This window comes from Spiroplasma sp. ChiS (assembly GCF_002968355.1).
Taxonomy (GTDB): Bacteria; Bacillota_I; Bacilli_A; order Mycoplasmatales; family Mycoplasmataceae; genus Spiroplasma; species Spiroplasma citri.
Map to the genome: position 1 here is coordinate 1 of NZ_PUUH01000102.1, position 18,360 is coordinate 18,360.

At 26.0% G+C, this 18,360-nt stretch carries 16 protein-coding genes and 2 pseudogenes; 8 read left to right on the plus strand and 10 right to left on the minus strand.

Annotation, left to right across the window (positions count from 1 at the left end):
- Window positions 1–253: 253 nt before the first annotated feature.
- The 5 genes and pseudogenes from C6B38_RS10575 to C6B38_RS12150 all read right to left on the minus strand — a co-directional run.
- The gene (locus tag C6B38_RS10575; RefSeq protein WP_443028745.1) at window positions 254–553 is read right to left on the minus strand and encodes a spiroplasma phage ORF1-like family protein; all 300 of its coding nucleotides are present in this window, start codon (window positions 551–553) and stop codon (window positions 254–256) included.
- Window positions 554–560: 7 nt separating this feature from the next.
- Window positions 561–1,622: a spiroplasma phage ORF1-like family protein gene (locus tag C6B38_RS03605; protein ID WP_199558573.1), complete on the minus strand. Its 1,062-nt coding sequence runs from the start codon at window positions 1,620–1,622 to the stop codon at window positions 561–563.
- Window positions 1,623–1,786: 164 nt separating this feature from the next.
- Window positions 1,787–2,074 carry a hypothetical protein gene (locus C6B38_RS03610; protein ID WP_105298693.1) on the minus strand — a complete coding sequence of 96 codons (288 nt, stop codon included), beginning with the start codon at window positions 2,072–2,074 and terminating at the stop codon, window positions 1,787–1,789.
- Complete coding sequence (locus C6B38_RS03615) at window positions 2,067–2,453, minus strand: hypothetical protein (protein ID WP_233485507.1); 387 nt, start codon at window positions 2,451–2,453, stop codon at window positions 2,067–2,069. Before C6B38_RS03615 ends, C6B38_RS03610 begins: the two co-directional genes overlap by 8 nt.
- Window positions 2,446–3,020: pseudogene (locus C6B38_RS12150) on the minus strand (hypothetical protein); the annotation flags it as partial. The pseudogene C6B38_RS12150 and the gene C6B38_RS03615, both read right to left, overlap by 8 nt.
- 50 nt (window positions 3,021–3,070) lie before the next feature.
- On the opposite strand from C6B38_RS12150, the pseudogene C6B38_RS12330 reads away from it, so the two are divergent.
- The 3 genes and pseudogenes from C6B38_RS12330 to C6B38_RS03635 form a co-directional block, all read left to right on the plus strand.
- A pseudogene (locus C6B38_RS12330) lies at window positions 3,071–4,672 on the plus strand (Mbov_0399 family ICE element protein); the annotation flags it as partial.
- Between the two features lie 407 nt (window positions 4,673–5,079).
- The gene (gene mnmE / locus C6B38_RS03630) at window positions 5,080–6,429 is read left to right on the plus strand and encodes a tRNA uridine-5-carboxymethylaminomethyl(34) synthesis GTPase MnmE (RefSeq protein WP_105298694.1); all 1,350 of its coding nucleotides are present in this window, start codon (window positions 5,080–5,082) and stop codon (window positions 6,427–6,429) included.
- A 9-nt stretch (window positions 6,430–6,438) separates the two neighbouring features.
- Window positions 6,439–7,209 (plus strand): TatD family hydrolase, encoded by a 771-nt coding sequence (locus C6B38_RS03635; RefSeq protein ID WP_105298695.1) that lies wholly within the window; start codon window positions 6,439–6,441, stop codon window positions 7,207–7,209.
- Between the two features lie 69 nt (window positions 7,210–7,278).
- Here C6B38_RS03635 and C6B38_RS03640 read toward each other — a convergent pair whose 3' ends face one another.
- From C6B38_RS03640 to C6B38_RS03660, 5 genes are all read right to left on the minus strand, one after another.
- Window positions 7,279–8,337, minus strand: a complete 1,059-nt coding sequence (locus C6B38_RS03640) for a rod shape-determining protein (RefSeq protein WP_105298696.1) — start codon at window positions 8,335–8,337, stop codon at window positions 7,279–7,281.
- Between the two features lie 53 nt (window positions 8,338–8,390).
- On the minus strand, window positions 8,391–9,434 hold the full coding sequence (locus tag C6B38_RS03645; protein WP_105298697.1) for a rod shape-determining protein: 1,044 nt from the start codon (window positions 9,432–9,434) through the stop codon (window positions 8,391–8,393).
- Window positions 9,435–9,603: 169 nt separating this feature from the next.
- A complete protein-coding gene (locus C6B38_RS03650; RefSeq protein ID WP_105298698.1) occupies window positions 9,604–10,335 on the minus strand; it encodes a lipoprotein in 732 nt (243 codons plus the stop codon).
- A 105-nt stretch (window positions 10,336–10,440) separates the two neighbouring features.
- Window positions 10,441–11,472 carry a rod shape-determining protein gene (locus C6B38_RS03655; protein WP_233485512.1) on the minus strand — a complete coding sequence of 344 codons (1,032 nt, stop codon included), beginning with the start codon at window positions 11,470–11,472 and terminating at the stop codon, window positions 10,441–10,443.
- Between the two features lie 259 nt (window positions 11,473–11,731).
- The gene (locus tag C6B38_RS03660; protein ID WP_105298699.1) at window positions 11,732–12,781 is read right to left on the minus strand and encodes a rod shape-determining protein; all 1,050 of its coding nucleotides are present in this window, start codon (window positions 12,779–12,781) and stop codon (window positions 11,732–11,734) included.
- Window positions 12,782–12,908: 127 nt separating this feature from the next.
- Between C6B38_RS03660 and rnmV the strand changes: the two genes are divergently transcribed.
- The 5 genes from rnmV to C6B38_RS03685 all read left to right on the plus strand — a co-directional run bounded on the left by rnmV (window position 12,909) and on the right by C6B38_RS03685 (window position 18,250).
- Window positions 12,909–13,466 carry a ribonuclease M5 gene (gene rnmV / locus C6B38_RS03665; RefSeq protein ID WP_105298700.1) on the plus strand — a complete coding sequence of 186 codons (558 nt, stop codon included), beginning with the start codon at window positions 12,909–12,911 and terminating at the stop codon, window positions 13,464–13,466.
- Complete coding sequence (gene rsmA / locus C6B38_RS03670) at window positions 13,427–14,275, plus strand: 16S rRNA (adenine(1518)-N(6)/adenine(1519)-N(6))-dimethyltransferase RsmA (protein WP_105298701.1); 849 nt, start codon at window positions 13,427–13,429, stop codon at window positions 14,273–14,275. Before rnmV ends, rsmA begins: the two co-directional genes overlap by 40 nt.
- A 2-nt stretch (window positions 14,276–14,277) precedes the next feature.
- Window positions 14,278–15,024, plus strand: coding sequence for a GHMP family kinase ATP-binding protein (locus C6B38_RS03675; RefSeq protein ID WP_105298702.1), 747 nt, complete (start codon window positions 14,278–14,280; stop codon window positions 15,022–15,024).
- A gap of 68 nt (window positions 15,025–15,092) precedes the next feature.
- On the plus strand, window positions 15,093–17,702 hold the full coding sequence (gene polA / locus C6B38_RS03680; protein WP_105298703.1) for a DNA polymerase I: 2,610 nt from the start codon (window positions 15,093–15,095) through the stop codon (window positions 17,700–17,702).
- A gap of 125 nt (window positions 17,703–17,827) precedes the next feature.
- A complete protein-coding gene (locus C6B38_RS03685; RefSeq protein WP_105298704.1) occupies window positions 17,828–18,250 on the plus strand; it encodes a hypothetical protein in 423 nt (140 codons plus the stop codon).
- The last annotated feature ends 110 nt before the right edge of the window (window positions 18,251–18,360 follow it).

The following is an 18,360-nucleotide window of genomic DNA, read 5'->3' on the forward strand; positions in this document are numbered from 1 at the left end:
AAGTTAAAATTAATAAAAATAAAGAAAAAATTGAATCTAATATTTTTAAATTAAATCAATCTCAAAATCAATTTTTATCTTTATAAATAAAAAACTTTTTAAAATTAGTAATAACTTTAAAAAGTACTTTTTAGTGTGTCAAAATTCATAATTTTATAAAATTATTTATTCAATAACTTTAAAAAGTACTTTTTAGTGTGTCAAAATTCATAATTTTGTTATCATTTAATCATAAGCGAAACATAATTTGTTTCTAATTACTTAATTTTATTAAAAACCTCAAAATAATATATACTACCAAAAATCGTACGTAAATAATTAGTATAATTTTATTAAAAACCTCAAAATAATATATACTACCAAAAATCGTACGTAAATAATTAGTATAAAATTTCTGTGAAATCTTAAACATACTATTTAATAATTTATCAAATTGTAATTTATCGTTAATATTTTCACTCAACAAAATATTATTAAAATTTTGTAATTTCAACGCAAAAAAGTTAACTAAAACAATATCATATTGTAAATTATCAATATATCCATTTTCAATAAACGAACTACGATTTTAAAACACTGGCACCAAAGCACTTGCAAAAAAAAGACTGTAAAAACTTAGATAAATCAAACTGACCGCTAAACTGTTGATAATACTTTAAATCTTTACTATTTAATGATGAATAAATTGAACCATTAAAATTAAAAAATTCACCAGTTTCCGTTCGCATAAAATTAAAATTAAAACTTAAATCATCATTATTAACATTATTTAACTCTAAACTACCAGAAATAATTAAATTTACCTCATCAACAGTCAAAATCATCCGATAAATTGATTTTTTAACATTTTTAACATCCAATTTGTCAACCGTTTCAAAATCAAAAATTATCCGCTTTGTACCAACCTTATTCGGATTTTTATAATCCGCACTACCGCCTTGCTGAACCCTAACATTTTCCAGCAAAACAGAATATAAAGATAAATCAATAAATTCTTTTACGCGATTTTGTTGATAACTATTTCAATCAGTAATTTCACCAGTGTTTTTGTTAATGGTTGGTAATTCTGGTTCATTATTTCCTTGTCATTGATAAAACGAATTAACAATATATCATACTCCATTAATTGTATGATAAGGTGCCCCAACACTTCAAACTGATTTATCTGAAAAATTAAATTTTATAATAGAAAAATCATCATTTCGTTGCTTTTTAACAATTGCAATATATCATTTATTATCTGGCAAAATAGAACGAGCACTTAATTTTCAATTATCTACTTTCAACTTAACTCTTGGATAATAATTTTCTTTATAACGGTCAACATTTTCCACAATTTCTTTCGATACATCAAACAACTGATATTTTAATGCAAAAGCATAAATAAAATCAATTAAATCATTCAAAAAATTATCTTTTTTAACATCATAAAATTTTTCAACCATAAACTGATTTTTTAAACTATGTCATTGTCGATAATAATTTAAAAATATTTCATTAGGTTTATCATAAACAACTCCGGTTCAATAACTATCTTGTAAAAAATCCAAATACCATTTATCATTAAATGATAATTTTTTTGATGTTTTTAAAGTTGGATTAATAAAATAATTTGTTTCCAATCAATTTTCAAAAAACTAATGCGTAAAAACATTGTATTAATAAAATCAGTTTCATTAATACCTTTATCAGTACTTTATTCTCTTGTTTAAGCGTATAATGCTCCTCATTTAACGGTCTAAACGCCGTGTTAAAGTAATAAATGGAATAACCAAACCCAAAAAAGTTAAAATAAATATGGCAAATAAAGATAACGATTTTTTCATAAACTCAACTCATAACTATACAATGTTTTTGAAACAATAAACCCAATAATATATAAACTTGATATTGTTAACATTAACGGATGACTAAATAAAATTGCCATTCTACAAAATAATCAAATCAACCAAGTATCATAATTATATAAATCCATAATAATATTTTTTGCCGATGTAAATTGATTAATAATAACAGTAATAAAACCAGTTCCAAATATCGCAATCGCCGCCACCAATAAAACTAATTTAATCATTACTTTTTATCTCCTTTAAATTTAGTGCTTCTAATATTTTTTGTTTGATATCTAATACTTTGTCGTTTAAGTTCTTTTTACTATTTTGATAAACATTTTTACCAACATTAATACCTTTTCGTACAGTTGACGAATATACTTGCGAAACACCATTATTAACTGTTGAACCTAAATTATTATATTGTGTTGATGTGCCATGAATTACATAAATAGATAACTTAATAACCATAAAAAAGACTAAAAAATAAGCAATCAATGTATTTGTTATTGGTAATTTTGTATTTCAAATTACATCAAAAATAAACAAAAATATATCAAAAACAAAACTAAAAATCTTGTCTCAATTACTATTATTATTTTCAACTAATAAATTAATCATCTTTACCATTTCCTTTCTCTTTTTTAGGTTTTAAATTCTTTTTCAAAATATCAATATCAAATAATTCTAATCGTTCTTTAACACTTAATTTTGTAATTTCCGACCAATAATATTCTTTTTTATTAACAATTTCATCATTCTTTAAATCACGCACAAACTTTAATTATTGACTATCATACTTATTAGCGAATTCAAGGGGAATAATTATTTTAAAAAACCGAATTCCTAACCCAACATCTGACTTATGTTTTGCTCTTTTACCTTCTGCTGTTCGTTCTACTGATTTTGTTTTTCAAATTTCATAATCCGTTATATCTTGGAAAATACCAATTCGCATAATAAAGAAACGATTAAAAAAATTAAATCCTTTTTTAGCAACGGGTTTTTTCAATGAAATTGGAATAATAATTCCACTTGCTAACTGGCGAATATTGTTTCAAATCATACCTTCACGCTGAGCAGTAAACAACGCACGATTACAAAAATGTCTCGCTAAAACAATTCACGGTATTTTACCACTATGAACTTTTTTTCATCATGTGGACTAGTTCCATCAATATACAAAAAAATCAACTCCTTTCAAAGTTGATTTGTTGCACTTCGATTACAAAATGCAACCTAAATGATATGCCTGAGATCCAGCTAAAAATCCTAATCAAAATAATTTAATTGTACCTTTAATTGATGGTAAACCTAATCCAAAATATGATCCAGAAGTTAATCCAGAGACTGGTACAAAAACTCAAATATTATGAGTAAAGAAAAAATATAAATATCCTTTTCTGTTAGATCCTTTAAATAAATATGGAGAAGTTATTGACCCTAAAAGAAATCCTGGAGATTATGACTTAGGATTTTTAGCAGAAGGTTCAGTTGTTGGAATGGGAGTTCAGCATCTATTTAACCCAGCAGAAGTTAGTGAGGTTTGACGAAAAGGGGTTGACAGTAATTTAATTAGTCCGTCTAATCCAACAGAACGTGAGCAATTAACTAAAATAAAACCTGATTCAGTTAATAAGTATTGATCTTGATAAGGTTTTTGACATTATATTACAAAAACGAATGATAATTTAGCATATGAAAAATATGTATTAATTGGTGCAAAATACCAAGATAAATATCCTCGTTTTTTAGATATTTTAGGTAATAATAACATTGCGGTTGATTTTTGAACAACTATTCATGGTATTCATTTAAAAAATTATTTAATTGATTATAAAAAACTTGATTTAACTAAGATTAGTAAATTAAATTTTTAACAAGTTGCTAGTTATTGAAAAGAATATACTTCTGATATAATTGCTCAGCGTATTCCGCCAGATCCAAATCTAGCTGATTTTGTTGATATTTCTGGTAATTTTCCCGCAATTAAAATGAACGAAATTGATGTAAATAAAATCCGTTCCTTAGTTTTAACTTATTCTCAAAATTATATTAATCAAAAAGCAAGCGGGGAAAAATTAGGTATTAATTATTATGTGGTAACAAAAGAGGGAATTGATATTAGTAGTAATGCTGATGCTTTAAAACCATTGTTAGATAATCTAACAGAACCAAAATATCTTGATATTATAATTAAAACAAAGCAATTTTCCTCTATACTAATTGGTGAAGCTAATGGAAGTATTAAGAATTCACGAAATTATGATCCAGAAAAAGTAAAAGATTTGTCAAAAATTAAATTTAATAATCAAAAATTTAACTTTGCTGTTTTTTCAATTGAGGAAATGAAAAATTGAATTATAAAATATATTAATCTTGGATTAAAAAAATCTGGTTATACAGATTTAGTTTTTAATAAAGACTATGGAATTTTAATTAACGATATTCCGCCAACTGATGAAAATCATAATAATGTTCCTGGTTATTTTAATGATGAAATATTTTCAGATTTCTTAAATAATTTAGAAAGGTCTAAAAAAATAACCATAGTAGTATATGCTAATGATGCAAGCGATTTAGTGGAAGGAAAAACCGAATTTGTTCTTGAAAATTATATTAATGGGGAGAAACCTGATCCTGACCCAACGAATCCGACCAACCCTGTTGATTCGATTGAACCAAACCCTAATCCAACGAATCCGACAAATCCAGAAATACCAACATGGGGAGATAAAAAATATTTAAGATGATTGTTACCAGTTATTATTATTCCAATAATTGGAATAATAATTGGAATAATTTGATTCTATTTTCGCTTTAAGAAAAGAATTCGGTAGTGTAATAATTTACTTAAAGTTAGGGAAATTACAAAATAATTCCCTTTTAATTTTTCAAAAATTAATAAACATTGTGGAAATAAAAAAATTAAAATTATAAATTTTGTTAAATACAATAGTAACTAAATTAGATTTAAAAGAGAATAATACTAAAGTATTGGAAATAAAATAGATAGTCATTCATTATTATTTAAATTTGATTAAATATTCACATTTTTATATTAGGGTATTTTTTATGTTAAATTAGCACTAAAATCAAGATAATTATCTATGATATTATTAATGATTTAAATATAAGTTAAGCTATTAAAAAGTGACTTTTTATAAATAAATTAATTGTAACACTTGAATTTATAATTTATAGTTTGATATAATATAATGAATTAATAAAAGAGGAGTTTTATAAAATGATTGAAGATACAATAATTGCCCCAGCAACTGCAATGATAAAACAAGCAATTGCAATTATTCGCATGTCTGGGGTAAATAGTTATAAAATTATTAATAAAGTTTTTTCAAAAAAAGTTATTCAAGAGGGGAATCAAATTTACTATGGTTATTTACGAGATGGTAAAGAGATTATTGACCAAGTTATTTTAGTTTGTTTTCAAAAACCTAATTCTTTTACGGGAGAAGATATTATTGAAATTAATTGTCATGGTGGTGTATTAGTTACAAATAATATTATTAAGTTATTACTAAAAAATGGTGCACGTTTAGCAAATAAAGGTGAATTTTCGCAACGAGCATTTTTAAATGGAAAACTTAATTTAATTCAAACAGATGCTATTAATAACTTAGTTAATGCAACAAATGACACTAGTGCAAAAATAGCTTTAAATAATTTACAAAATAAAAATACTTATTTAATTAGTACTTATCGTGATGAACTGTTAGATATTATTGCAAATATTGAAGTAAATATTGATTACCCTGAATATGATGGTGTTGGTGATTTAACTACGCAAGAATTAAATCAGCGTTTATTAATTTTAGAACAAAAAATTAATGATTTAGTTAAAATTAGTAAAGTTGGGAAAATGATCGATGATGGTATTAATGTCTTAATTTTAGGAAAACCAAATGTTGGAAAGTCATCATTATTAAATGCATTAATGAACGAAGATAAAGCTATTGTTTCTGACTTGCCAGGAACAACAAGAGATATTGTTGAAGGGAAGATTAATTTAGGACCATTAACCCTAAATATTATTGATACAGCTGGTTTACGTGAGACAGTTGATAAAATTGAGCAAATTGGAATTGAAAAAGCACGTCAACAAGTTATTAATGCTGATTTAATTTTAATTGTCGCTGATAATTATGCTGATTTAATTAATTTAAATCCGGAGCTTAAAGAACTAATTAAAAATAAAGAATATTTGTTAGTGTTAAATAAAACCGATTTACTTAATATGCAAACACAAAAGAAAAATTTACAGCAAAATATTCTTTTGATTTCAGCATTAAAGCGAGATATAAAGTCTCTTATTGATAAAATTTTAAATTTATATAAAACGGCACAAATTACAAAAGATGATCAACTAGTTTTATCAAATATAAAACAAATTTCTTTATTAGAGAAGGTAGCAAATTCAATAAAAAATGCATATAATAATAGTACAAGTGGATTTCCGGTTGATATTATTAATGTCGACTTACATGAGGCTTGAGAAATATTGGGTGATATTCTAGGTGAAAACTATGAAGAAGACTTATTAACAACAATTTTTAGTAAGTATTGCCTAGGAAAATAGGAGGAAAATATGAAAGGAATTTTTGACACACATTGTCATTTAATGTCACATGAATATGAAAATGAAGAAACATCAGCCATTATTGCTGATGCCAAAATTAGTGGCATGTCTTGGTTTAATAATGTTGGTTATGATTTAGCTTCTAGCCAAGCAGCAGTTCGTCATGCAATGCAGTATGATAATGTTTTTGCAACAATTGGTTTTCATCCAACTGATGTTTCTAAGTATGGTTTTTCAGATTTAGAGAAATTAGATCAATTATTAAATAGTGATAAAATAATTGCTGTTGGTGAAATTGGATTAGATTATTTTCATAAAAATGTTTCTCCAGATTTACAAAAGCATTGATTTATTAAACAAATTGAATTAGCAAAACAACATAATTTTCCACTTGCGATTCATTGCCGTGATGCTTATGAAGATTGTTATGAAATATTAAAACAACAAAAAGTAATACAAGGTTTAATACATTGTTATAATGGTACAATTGAAATGGCTCAAAAATTTTTAGATTTAGGATTTTATCTTTCATTTGCTGGTAATATTACTTTTAAAAGTGCCGAACAATTACGTGAAGTTGCTAAAATGGTACCATTAAATAAGATTTTAGTGGAAACTGATGCACCATATTTAACTCCTGATCCATACCGTGGAAAAAAGAATTATCCTAAATTTATTATGTATACAGTTAAAAAATTAGCAGAATTAAAGAATATGCCGGTTGAAGAAATGATTCGTATTACTAATAAAAATGCACGCAAATTATTTAATCTTGATTAATTTTTAATTTCAAGTTTGAAAATTACAATAAAAAAATATTAGGTTAACCTAATATTTTTTTGCTTCAATTTATTTTCTTTTTTTACCTAATGTTGATAATAATCCTTTTTCTTGAAAATTATATAAACCATTTTCAATGTTTTTCTTAATTGTTTTTTCAAAGATTTTTGTTCCTTCGATAACACAATTTAATGGATCTGAAGCTATTTTAGTTGGTAATTGGAAAATATCAAAGAAATATTTATCAATATTTCTAATTAAAGCTCCTCCCCCACAAACTGTAATTCCATTTCTCATAATATCACCAGCTAATTCTGGTGGTGTATTTTCTAATAATTCAATTACTAAATCTGTAATTTTAGAAAAGGCATTTAGTAAAACATTTCTAATTTCTTCTGAAGAGATTTTTGCTTCTTTTGGTAATCCTGAAACAATATCACGTCCGTAGATTTGCATTGATCTTTCGTTATGGTATTTAACTAATGAACCAATGAATTTTTTAACATCTTCGGCTGTTTTTTGCCCAATTGCAATGTTATATTCTGAACGAATGTATTTACGAATATCATCATCAAAGTGATTTCCGGCAACTTTAATTGATCTTGAAACAACGATATCACCTGATGAAATAATAGCTAAATTAGTTGTTCCTCCACCGATATCAATGATTAAATGACCTTGAGGTAATTCAATATTAATACCTGCTCCTAAAGCGGCCATTTTAGCCTCTTCTTCAATGATAACTAATTCAGCACCCATTTCTTTAGCAACATTTTTTAATGCTTCTCTTTCAAGTTCAGTAACTCCACTTGGACATGCTAATAATACAATAGCATTTTTTCAAATGTTCATCATTTTCATTCTTGAAAAGATATGTTTTAATAAATCTTGTGCAGCTTCCATGTCTGCGATAACTCCATCTACTAATGGTGTTACCATTCTAATATCTCCGTGTGTTTTTCCTACCATATCATAGGCAGCTTTCCCTAAAGCAATTAAACTATTAGTTTTATTGTTATAAGCCATTAATGATGGTTCATTGTAGACTACACCTTGTCCTGAAACATATGCTAAAACATTAGCAGTTCCTAAGTCAAGAGAAATAAATGGTCTAGTTTCTGGTCTCACGTTTTTGTCCTCCTTAACAATTTAATAACTATTATAATCAATTAATGATTATTCTAGTAATTTAATTCTTTTACATGCATTGATTCTAATCTTAAGATATCAAAGATGTCTGATTCGAATTTTTTAGTTCCATTAATAACAGTTAATAATGGTTGTTCTCCAATTTTTGATGGTAATTGTAATGTATCTGTAAAGTAACGATCAATTCCTTTGATTAAAGCTCCTCCACCACAGATGGTAATTCCATTTCTGAAGATATCACCAGCTAATTCTGGTGGTGTTTCTTCTAACACTTGAACTGTTAGGTCAATAATTCTTGACACTGGTACTTTTAATACTTCTCTGATTTCTTCAGGTGTTAGTTCAATTTCTCTTGGTAACCCTGAAACAACATCACGTCCATAAACTTTCATTCTTCTTTCATCAGGGTATTTTGATAATGATCCAATTTCGATTTTAATTTGTTCAGCAGTTTTTGATCCAATTTCTAGACCGTATTGTGAACGAATGAATTTTTGTGTTTCATCATTTAAGTAGTTTCCAGCAACTTTAACTGATTTTGATAATACGATATCTCCTGAGGCTATAACAGCAATATCTGTTGTTCCTCCCCCCATATCAATGACTAGGTTTCCAGCAGGTTTGTAAATATCAACCCCACCACCTAATGCAGCCATTTTAACTTCTTCTTCTACAAAAACTTTCGATGCTCCTAAGTTCATAGCAATTTTTTTCAAAGCAGCTTTTTCTAATTCAGTAATTACTGATGGACAAGCCAATAACATAATTGAATGTTTTAATTGTTTTGTAATACGTAATTTTGTAAAGATATATCTTAATTGTGCTTCTGTTGCACGAATATCTGTAATAACTCCGTCAACCATTGGTCTAACAATACGAATTGACTTATTTCCTTTTCCAATCATTTTGTAAGCTTCGGCTCCTACAGCAATAATTCTGTTTTCTTTAATTCTGTAAGCAACAATTGAAGGCTCATTATAAACGATTCCTGAACCTGAAACATATACTAATGTATTAGCAGTTCCTAAATCCATAGAAACGAAAGCCGGTTTTTTTGCACTATTAAATAAAGCCATGTAATTTTGTCCTCCTGTTTCTTGTTAAATTAATTAGTTAGATTAATATATTTGATTAATCAATAAAATGAATTGCAAGTCTCTATATTTATTTTCAAATAGAGAATACAATACAAAATAATTATAACATAAATCCTAATCTTTCCTAAAAATTATTCCATAATTAAGTTTAGTACCGGTTTGTATTAATGCTTAAAGGAATTACAAAAGTGGGTGACATAATTGTTAAAATCCTAATTAAACTATTGACTAAATTTTCGATTCGTTGTTTTGCTTCATCAATTGTTAAAAAATATTTAGTTAATTTTAAATATTTAACTTCAACTGTTTCTTTCAAAAAAGTTAGATATTTTTTAACTAACTTTGTGATATAAGTACTAATATCAGTTGGCGTTTTATATTGGTATTTAATTTCAATTGATGATTGGTCACACTTATATTCATATTTAAAAATTTGTGTATCAGATAAAATTATAATTGGATTATAAATTGTCATATAAACAAAGAAAGTTTTTAAATCAGAAATATTAATTTTATCTTCTTCAATACTGGTAATGGTAGAATTAAATCAATCACTATAAATTTCTTCAATATTTGTTGAACTGGGATAAGGCCAGGCAATACCGCTATTGTTTAGTAATTGATTTCATGGTTTATCAATATTAATGTAACCAGACGAAGTTAAAATTTGCTGAATAAATCAATATGAAAAATATGGCTCATTAATTGTTTTGTCAGAATTAAAAACTGTCCCAAAAATTGGTTGATCAGTTTTTGATGTATAAGTTCAATTTGCCAAAGCTTGGCGAATTCGTACATCAATTGTTGAACAACTCACAACTGAATTAACTACTGGTGTTATAAAAGTTAGTGCTGTTAAAAATGATAATACTTTTTTCATTATTGCTTCACCTTATATAATATAATTTTATCATTTTTCTAAAAATTAATAATAAAAAAATAGATAAGTAGTTTTAAACTTATCTATTTTTTTTGTTTTCTTCAATTAAGTAGGTTCTATTTTTTTCTCGTAAGCAATACATCCATCAATAACAGATGTTTCAGTGTTTTTAACTACACGAACGGGAATTTGGAAATAATCTGATAAAAATTCTTTAATTCCTGCAATTTGACCACATCCTCCAGTAACTAAAATTCCATTAGCAACAGCATCACCAGCTAATTCAGCCGGAGTTTTTTCTAAAACTTCGGTTATCAATTGTGTAATTGATGAAAAAATACTTATTAATAATTTTCTAATCTCTGAATCTAAAATTTCTGCTTCTTTTGGCATTCCTGTTACAACATCACGGCCAAAAATAATCATTTTTTTATTTTCTTTTGTTTTGTATAATGAACCAATTTGTTTTTTAATTTGTTCAGCAGTAACAACAAGCAGTTTTAATTGATTTACTTTCAACAATTCCACCAGCTGAGATTCATCAATATAATTTCCAGCAGTTTTAATTGATTTACTTTCAACAATTCCACCAGCTGAGATAATAGCACAACTTGATTTTCCACCACCAATGTCTAAAATAAAAGTTCCTTTTGGTGCAAAAATATTTTCACCGGCTCCCAAGGCAGCCATTAATGAATCTTCCTCAATTTTTACAAAGTCAGCACCGATATTTTTACACATTTTGATTATTGCTTGTTTTTCTAAGTCTGTAACATTTTTGGGACATGCAATTAAAACAATAGCATTTTTTCATAAATCAGCTACCTTTGCTTTTTTTCCTATTTGTTGAATAAATTCTTCTGCAATAGTTAAATTTGTAACTGCTCCATTATGTAATGGTGAGTAAATTTCAATTTTATCGTGTGTTTTTCCAATTAACTTTTTAGCATCATTACCTAATGCTATTAGTTTTTTAGTTCCGATTTCATATGCCATTACTGATGCTTCATTAAAAATAATGCCTCTCCCAGCAACATAAGCAATCGAATTAGTAGTTCCTAAATCGATAGCAATGAATTTCCGGGGTGCTTTTGGCGAAATGTTAAATGTATTTTTCAATACGTCTGATATTGCCATCTTTAAAATGTCTCCTTCCGTTTATTGCTTCGTTAAAAAACATAGCAATAATAATAACATAATAATTTTCTTAAATATTAAATCCTTTATTTGTTATAAAACATTCAATACCAAGTAATTTTATTATATAAAATCTGGTATAATTTGCAATTAAAAATGATGATTTCAAGTTTCTTTTTTCTTTTTTTAAAATTTTAATTATTTTTTATGGTATTAATGTCTTAAAAAATAAAAAAGTATATTTTAAAAATATACTTTTTTATGAAATTTTGTATTCATTTGCATCAAGTAACTGAATTCTTTCAATTACAGCACCTAAATTTTTTTCGTAAGTTTTAGCACCATCAATTACACACATTAATGGATCATTTGCAGCTTTTACTTTTAATTGGAAAATTGACTCAAAATATTTTACAATTCCACGAATTAAAGCGCCTCCACCACAGATGGTAATTCCATTTCTAATAACATCACCAGCTAATTCTGGTGGTGTTTGTTCTAACACTTCTACCAATAAGTCTGTAATTCTTGAAAAAGAGGCTAATAAAACGTTTTTAATTTCTTCAGGTTTAATTAATATTTCTCGTGGTAATCCCGTAATAATATCACGGCCAAAGGCACGAACTGGTTTTTCATTAATTATTTTAACTAATGCACCAATTTCTTTTTTAATTTGTTCAGCAGTTCTAATTCCAACTAGCACATTGTATTCAGCACGAATATATTTTTGAATTTCTTGATCTAACTGTTTTCCAGCAACTTTAACTGATTTTGAAGTTACGATATCACCAGCTGAAATAATTGCAATATCTGTTGTTCCTCCACCAATATCAATTACTAAATTTCCTTGAGCTAGACCAATGTTAATGCCAGCTCCTAATGCTGCTAGTTTAACTTCTTCTTCTACTAAAACGTGACTTGCTCCCATATCTTTTGCAATAGCTTTTAAAGCACCACGTTCTAATTCGGTAACTCCGCTTGGGCATGCTAATATTACTAGTGAATTTTTTCAAATTCCTGATAATTTTAATCTACTAAAAATGTGCTTTAGTAAATCTTGGGTTGCTTCCATATCTGAGATAACTCCATCAACAAGAGGTGTTACCATTCTGATATGATCATGCGTTTTTCCAACCATTTTGTATGCTTCATTTCCTAAGGCAATTAATGAGTTGTTTAAAGTGTCATATGCCATCATCGAAGGTTCATTGTAAACAATTCCCTGACCTGATACATAGGCTACCGTATTAGCTGTACCTAAGTCTAATGTTAAAAACGAGTAGTCTTTTCCAAATTTATAATTAGCCATATTTTTTTTGCCTCCTACTCCTATATTTAAAATTTATGATTATTTTAATATAACAGTCTAGTATAATTATACTATAAAATCATGATAAGTAAATGAAAAAGGTGTTTATCGGGGAGTGAAGGATAAAATGGGAGTATTTATTATTGTTGAAGGTAAGACCGATTCAACAAAGTTAAAAAGTATTTTTCCTGACATTAAAACAATTGAAACCAGTGGTAGTGGAATTACAAAAGAAAAGTTAGCATTGATTAAAAAAATTAGTTTAAACAATAAAATAATTATTTTTACTGATCCTGATTATCCTGGGCAAAAATTACGCCAAATTATTAGTGATTATTTGGAAAATAACTGCCTTCATGCTTTTATAAGTAAGAATGATGCAATTAAGGGTAAAAAAGTTGGCGTGGCTGAAGCATCTGAAATTGCGATTAAAAACAGTATTAATAATTTAATTAGTTTTTCAAATCAGCCAGTTGATAATTTATTATGAAGTGATTATATTAATTTAGTTGATTCAAAATTAAAGCGTGAAAAAATTATTAAGTATTATAACTTAATGCCAACTAATAATAAAACAACATTTAAATGACTAAATTATATGAATGTTAAAAAGCAAGATTTAATTGATATTTTAAAGGAGAAACAATGAAGAAACAAAACCAAGAAATGCGCGCCGAAGGGATAGTTGCTAAAAAAAGCAAAGGACAAAACTTTTTAACAAATACTCATTTTATTAATTTAATTGTTGATAGCGCATTTGATTTACCAAACACAAATATTTTAGAAATTGGTCCAGGAATGGGGGCTTTGACAAGTTCTATTTTATTAAAAGCAAATAAACTTGTTTGTGTTGAAATTGATTCAACTTTAGTGGAATACTTAACATTAAAATTTAAAGATCAAAATTTAACTATTATTCAAGCAGATATTTTAACCCTTGATTTAGAAAAATTATTTTTAACAGAATTTTTAGATAATAATCCAATTAGTATTATTTCCAATATTCCTTATTATATTACTTCACCGATTATCTTTAAATTATTAAAAATAAAGAACCCAAAAGTAAAAGAAATTATTTTAATTATGCAAAAAGAGGTTGGTGAACGAATTATGGCGCAGCCAAATTCAAAAAATTATAATAGTTTTTCTGTTGTTTGTCAATTTTATAGTGATATTGAAAAAGTTTCTTTAGTTGGCCGTAATAATTTTGTTCCAGTACCAAAAGTTGATAGTATTGTTTTAAAATTTAAATTAAATAAAAAATATCCTGCGCTAATAAATGATAAAGAATTTATTAAGTTTATTCGAATGATGTTTGCAACAAAGCGAAAAACAATTTTAAATAACTTAGCAATTATTGTTAATAATAAAACTTTAGCAGAAGATATCTTATTAAAATTAAATTATGCATTAAATTTACGTTCAGAAAATTTAAGTTTAAATGATTTTTATCTTTTATATAATGAAATTAAACAAATTAAGGGAGAACTATAAGAATGAAAATTAGATCATATGGTAAGTTTAATTTAACCTTAGAAGTTTTTCATAAACATAAATTTAAAAAAATGCACCGTATTAAAAGTATTATTTTTCCTTATAAGGAAGAATATGATTTTGTTGAGTTATTGCCTTATCAAGGTCAACAAACAATTTTTACTTGCAATAAAAAAGAACTAGATTCAAATAATAATACTATTTTGGAAGCTTATCATAAATTTATTGTTATGTTCCCGAAGTTTAAATCAATTACAGTTCATATTAATTTAATTAAAAATACAACTATTGGTTCAGGTCTTGGTTATTCTGCTAGTAATGCTGTTGCAATGATTAAACTTATTTGTCAATTTTTTAATATTAATTATTATTCTTGAAAAATTAAAAAGTTAATTCAAAATCTTAGTTCTGATGCCTTATTTTTTTATTTAGAAAAGCCAGCAATAGTCTCAGGTTATGGCCATAAAATTAAGTATTTAACAACCCATCAAATTAATAACTATCAAATTTCAAATCTTAAAATTATTGATTCAAAAATTTCATCAATTACAGAAGATGTTTATCAAGAATTTGACCATAATTATCAATACTATAAAACAAAAAAAATAATTAATAATCTTTATTTTAATATGTTACAACAGCCCGCTTTCAAAATTAATCCAAAATTAAAGCAATTTTATCTTACATTAAAGAAAGAGTATTCAAATGTAATGCTTTCTGGTAGTGGTGGTGCTTTTTTGGTTTGATAATTTAAGTTTTAAAGTATATTTTAAAATTAAATTAGGCTATAATTGGACATAAATGAGGAGATTGTAAAATGAAAAAAGTATTGTTAATTGATGGAAATTCTTTGCTTTTTAGAGCATTTTATGCCACAGCTTATAATGGCGAGATGTTAAAAAGTTTGGATGGAACACCAACAAATGCTGTTTATGCATTTACCAATATGTTAAATAAAATATTAAAAGCAAATAACTACTATAGTGTTGTTGTTGCTTTTGATAAAGGAAAAAAGAATTTTCGTCATGATTTATTAGTTGACTACAAAGATGGTCGGAGCAAAACACCAAATGAATTAATTGTACAATTTCCAATTGTAAAGGAATTTTTAGATAGTTATCAAATTCCATATTTAGAGCAAGAAGGATATGAGGCTGATGATCTATTAGGATGTTTAGCAATGTTGGCTGAAAAAGAATATTTTTATGTTGATATTTTTTCCAGTGATAAGGATTTATACCAACTAATTACTAATAAAACAAATATTTTAGTACCACGTCAAGGCGATAGTGCTTATGTTATTGATGAAGCTGCTTTAATAGCAAAATGGGGAATTAAACCATTACAAGTTCCTGATTTAAAAGGGCTAATGGGTGACCCTTCCGATAATTTAAAGGGTGTTCCAAAAGTTGGCGAAAAAACAGCAATAAAATTAATTAAGGAATATCATTCAATTGAAAATTTATATGATAATATTGAACATATTAAGGGTGCTTTACAACAAAATTTATTGAATCATAAAGAAAGTGCATTATTGTGCAAAAAAATAGCTACTATTTTTTGTGATATTAATTTAGAGCATTTTACTTTCACTCCATTTTCACCAAATCAGGAAACATTAATGCAATTTTATTTAAAATATAATATGAATTCATTTGTAACAAAACTATTTAATAATCAAGATAATGATATCCAAAACTCAAATATAAAAGTAAAAATTATTGAAGAATGACGTTCTGAATTTAATGAAAACAATACTACTGTGTATTTAGAACTATTAGATGAAAATTATCATACTTCGGAAATTATTGGATTTGGAATTGTTAATTCCAAAGACGTTTTTTATTTTGATTATATTCATGCAAAGCATGATAAACTATGACATCAATTTTTAAATGATAATAAATATCAAAAGTTAACTTATCATGCAAAAAGTTTAATTGTTGCTTTAGCTCGTGATAATATTTTTGTTCAAAATATTGAGTATGATATGATGCTGGCTGGGTATGTTTATAATTCAAATGCAAAAAATAGTTTAGATAGTTATATTAATTTATTTGAGAAAAAACAAATTTTAACTGATGAATTATTTTATGGAAAAGGGGTTAAAAAACAAATTCCTGCTGATGTAATTAAATTAGGTCACTTTATTGGCGAAAAAGCAGCATATATTCATAAATTAAGACCAAAAATTATTGAGTTATTAAAAACTAATCAACAATATGATTTGTATCATAATATTGAGTTACCAATTGCTTTTGCATTAGCACGAATGGAAATTAATGGTGTTAAAGTTGACCAATATGAATTAACAACACAAACCTTACGAATTGAAAAAATTGTTCAAGAATTAAATAATGAAATTAATGATATTGCACAAAAAGAAATTAATCCTAATTCCCCAAAACAAATTTCAGAATTATTATTTCAAGATTTTTCTTTACCTGATCGGAAAAAAGGATCAACAGCACAAGAAACTTTAGAAGAAATAAAAAATAACCATGTAATTATTCCGAAGATCTTAGATTATCGAAAATATCAAAAATTATATTCAACTTATTTAAAAGGGATGGAAAAATATATTTTTGCTGATGGGAAAGTTCATACAATTTATAAACAAACCTTAACAAATACTGGCAGACTTTCATCTGTGGAGCCTAATATGCAAAATATTAGTATTCGTGATGATATCCAAAAAGAGGTACGAAAAATTTTTGTTGTTTCATCACCAGATAATATTTTATTATCTTGTGATTATTCACAAATTGAATTACGAATTTTGGCACATATGTCAAAAGACCAAGATTTAATTGCTGCTTTTAATAACAATGAAGATATTCATACTAATACTGCAATGAAAATTTTTAATTTATCAAAAGATGAAATTACTCCAAATATTCGTCGTAGTGCAAAAGCTGTTAATTTTGGTATTATTTATGGAATTAGTGACTTTGGTTTAGCAACTGATTTAAATATTTCTGTTGCAAAAGCAAAAGCAATAATCAATAATTATTATCAGCAATTTCCAACAATTAAGGCTTTTATTGATAAAAAAGTTGAGTTTTGTAAACAAAATGGCTATGTTACAACAATTTTTAATCGAAAACGTTATGTTCCAGAAATTAATGATCGGAATTATATGCAACGTGAATTTGGAAAGCGAATTGCAATGAATATGCCAATTCAAGGTAGTGCGGCAGATATTATTAAAATTGCTTTAAAAAATATTGACCAAGAGTTTTTAAAATTAAATTTAAAAGCAAAAATTATTGCACAAATTCATGATGAATTAATTTTTGAAATTCCGCAAGTTGAATTAATTCAAGTGCAAAAAATTGTTAAAACATTAATGGAAGATTCTACTAAATTAGATGTAAAGTTAATAGTTGATATGAAAACTGGTTTAAGCTGATATGATTTAAAATAAGATTAAATTATATTATTTTTTATAATTTTGATTACTTATTAGCATCTTGATTTTTATTTTTGAAAAAAACCGCACTTTTATACTAAAAATAATAAAAAACCCCGTAAATAAAGGATTTTTTATAAATGAATGAGTTAAAAAATAGCAAAAAACAAGCAAAAAATAGCCAAAATTTAACAAAAAATGCCCCTTTTTTGACAAAAAATGAAAGCATTTTAACAAAAGAAAACAATAACTTAAACCAACAAAAAAACATTTTAAATTGAGAAAAAGATAAAGAAAAATTAATAAATAAATATAAACGATTTTTAAAAGAAAAAAATGTTATTTTAGATATTATTAAACTTGATTTTTTAGAAGAATTTTGTACCCTTAAATTAACTTTAAATAACATTAATAATGAAATCCAAACCTTAATTAATGAAGGTAAATTATTTTCTGAAACCGATAATAATCGTGGAAAACCAAAAGAAGTAAGACACCCCGCTTTAATTTTTTATGGACAAGCATATAAAGATTATAAAGCTGGATATGAAATAATAGAATAATGAATAAAAATAGCTAATCAAAAAGATAATTCCGATACTTTTAATTTTAATAATTTATATGATAATTCAGAGGAAAAATAAGAATGCAAGCAAATAATGAAAAAACAAAT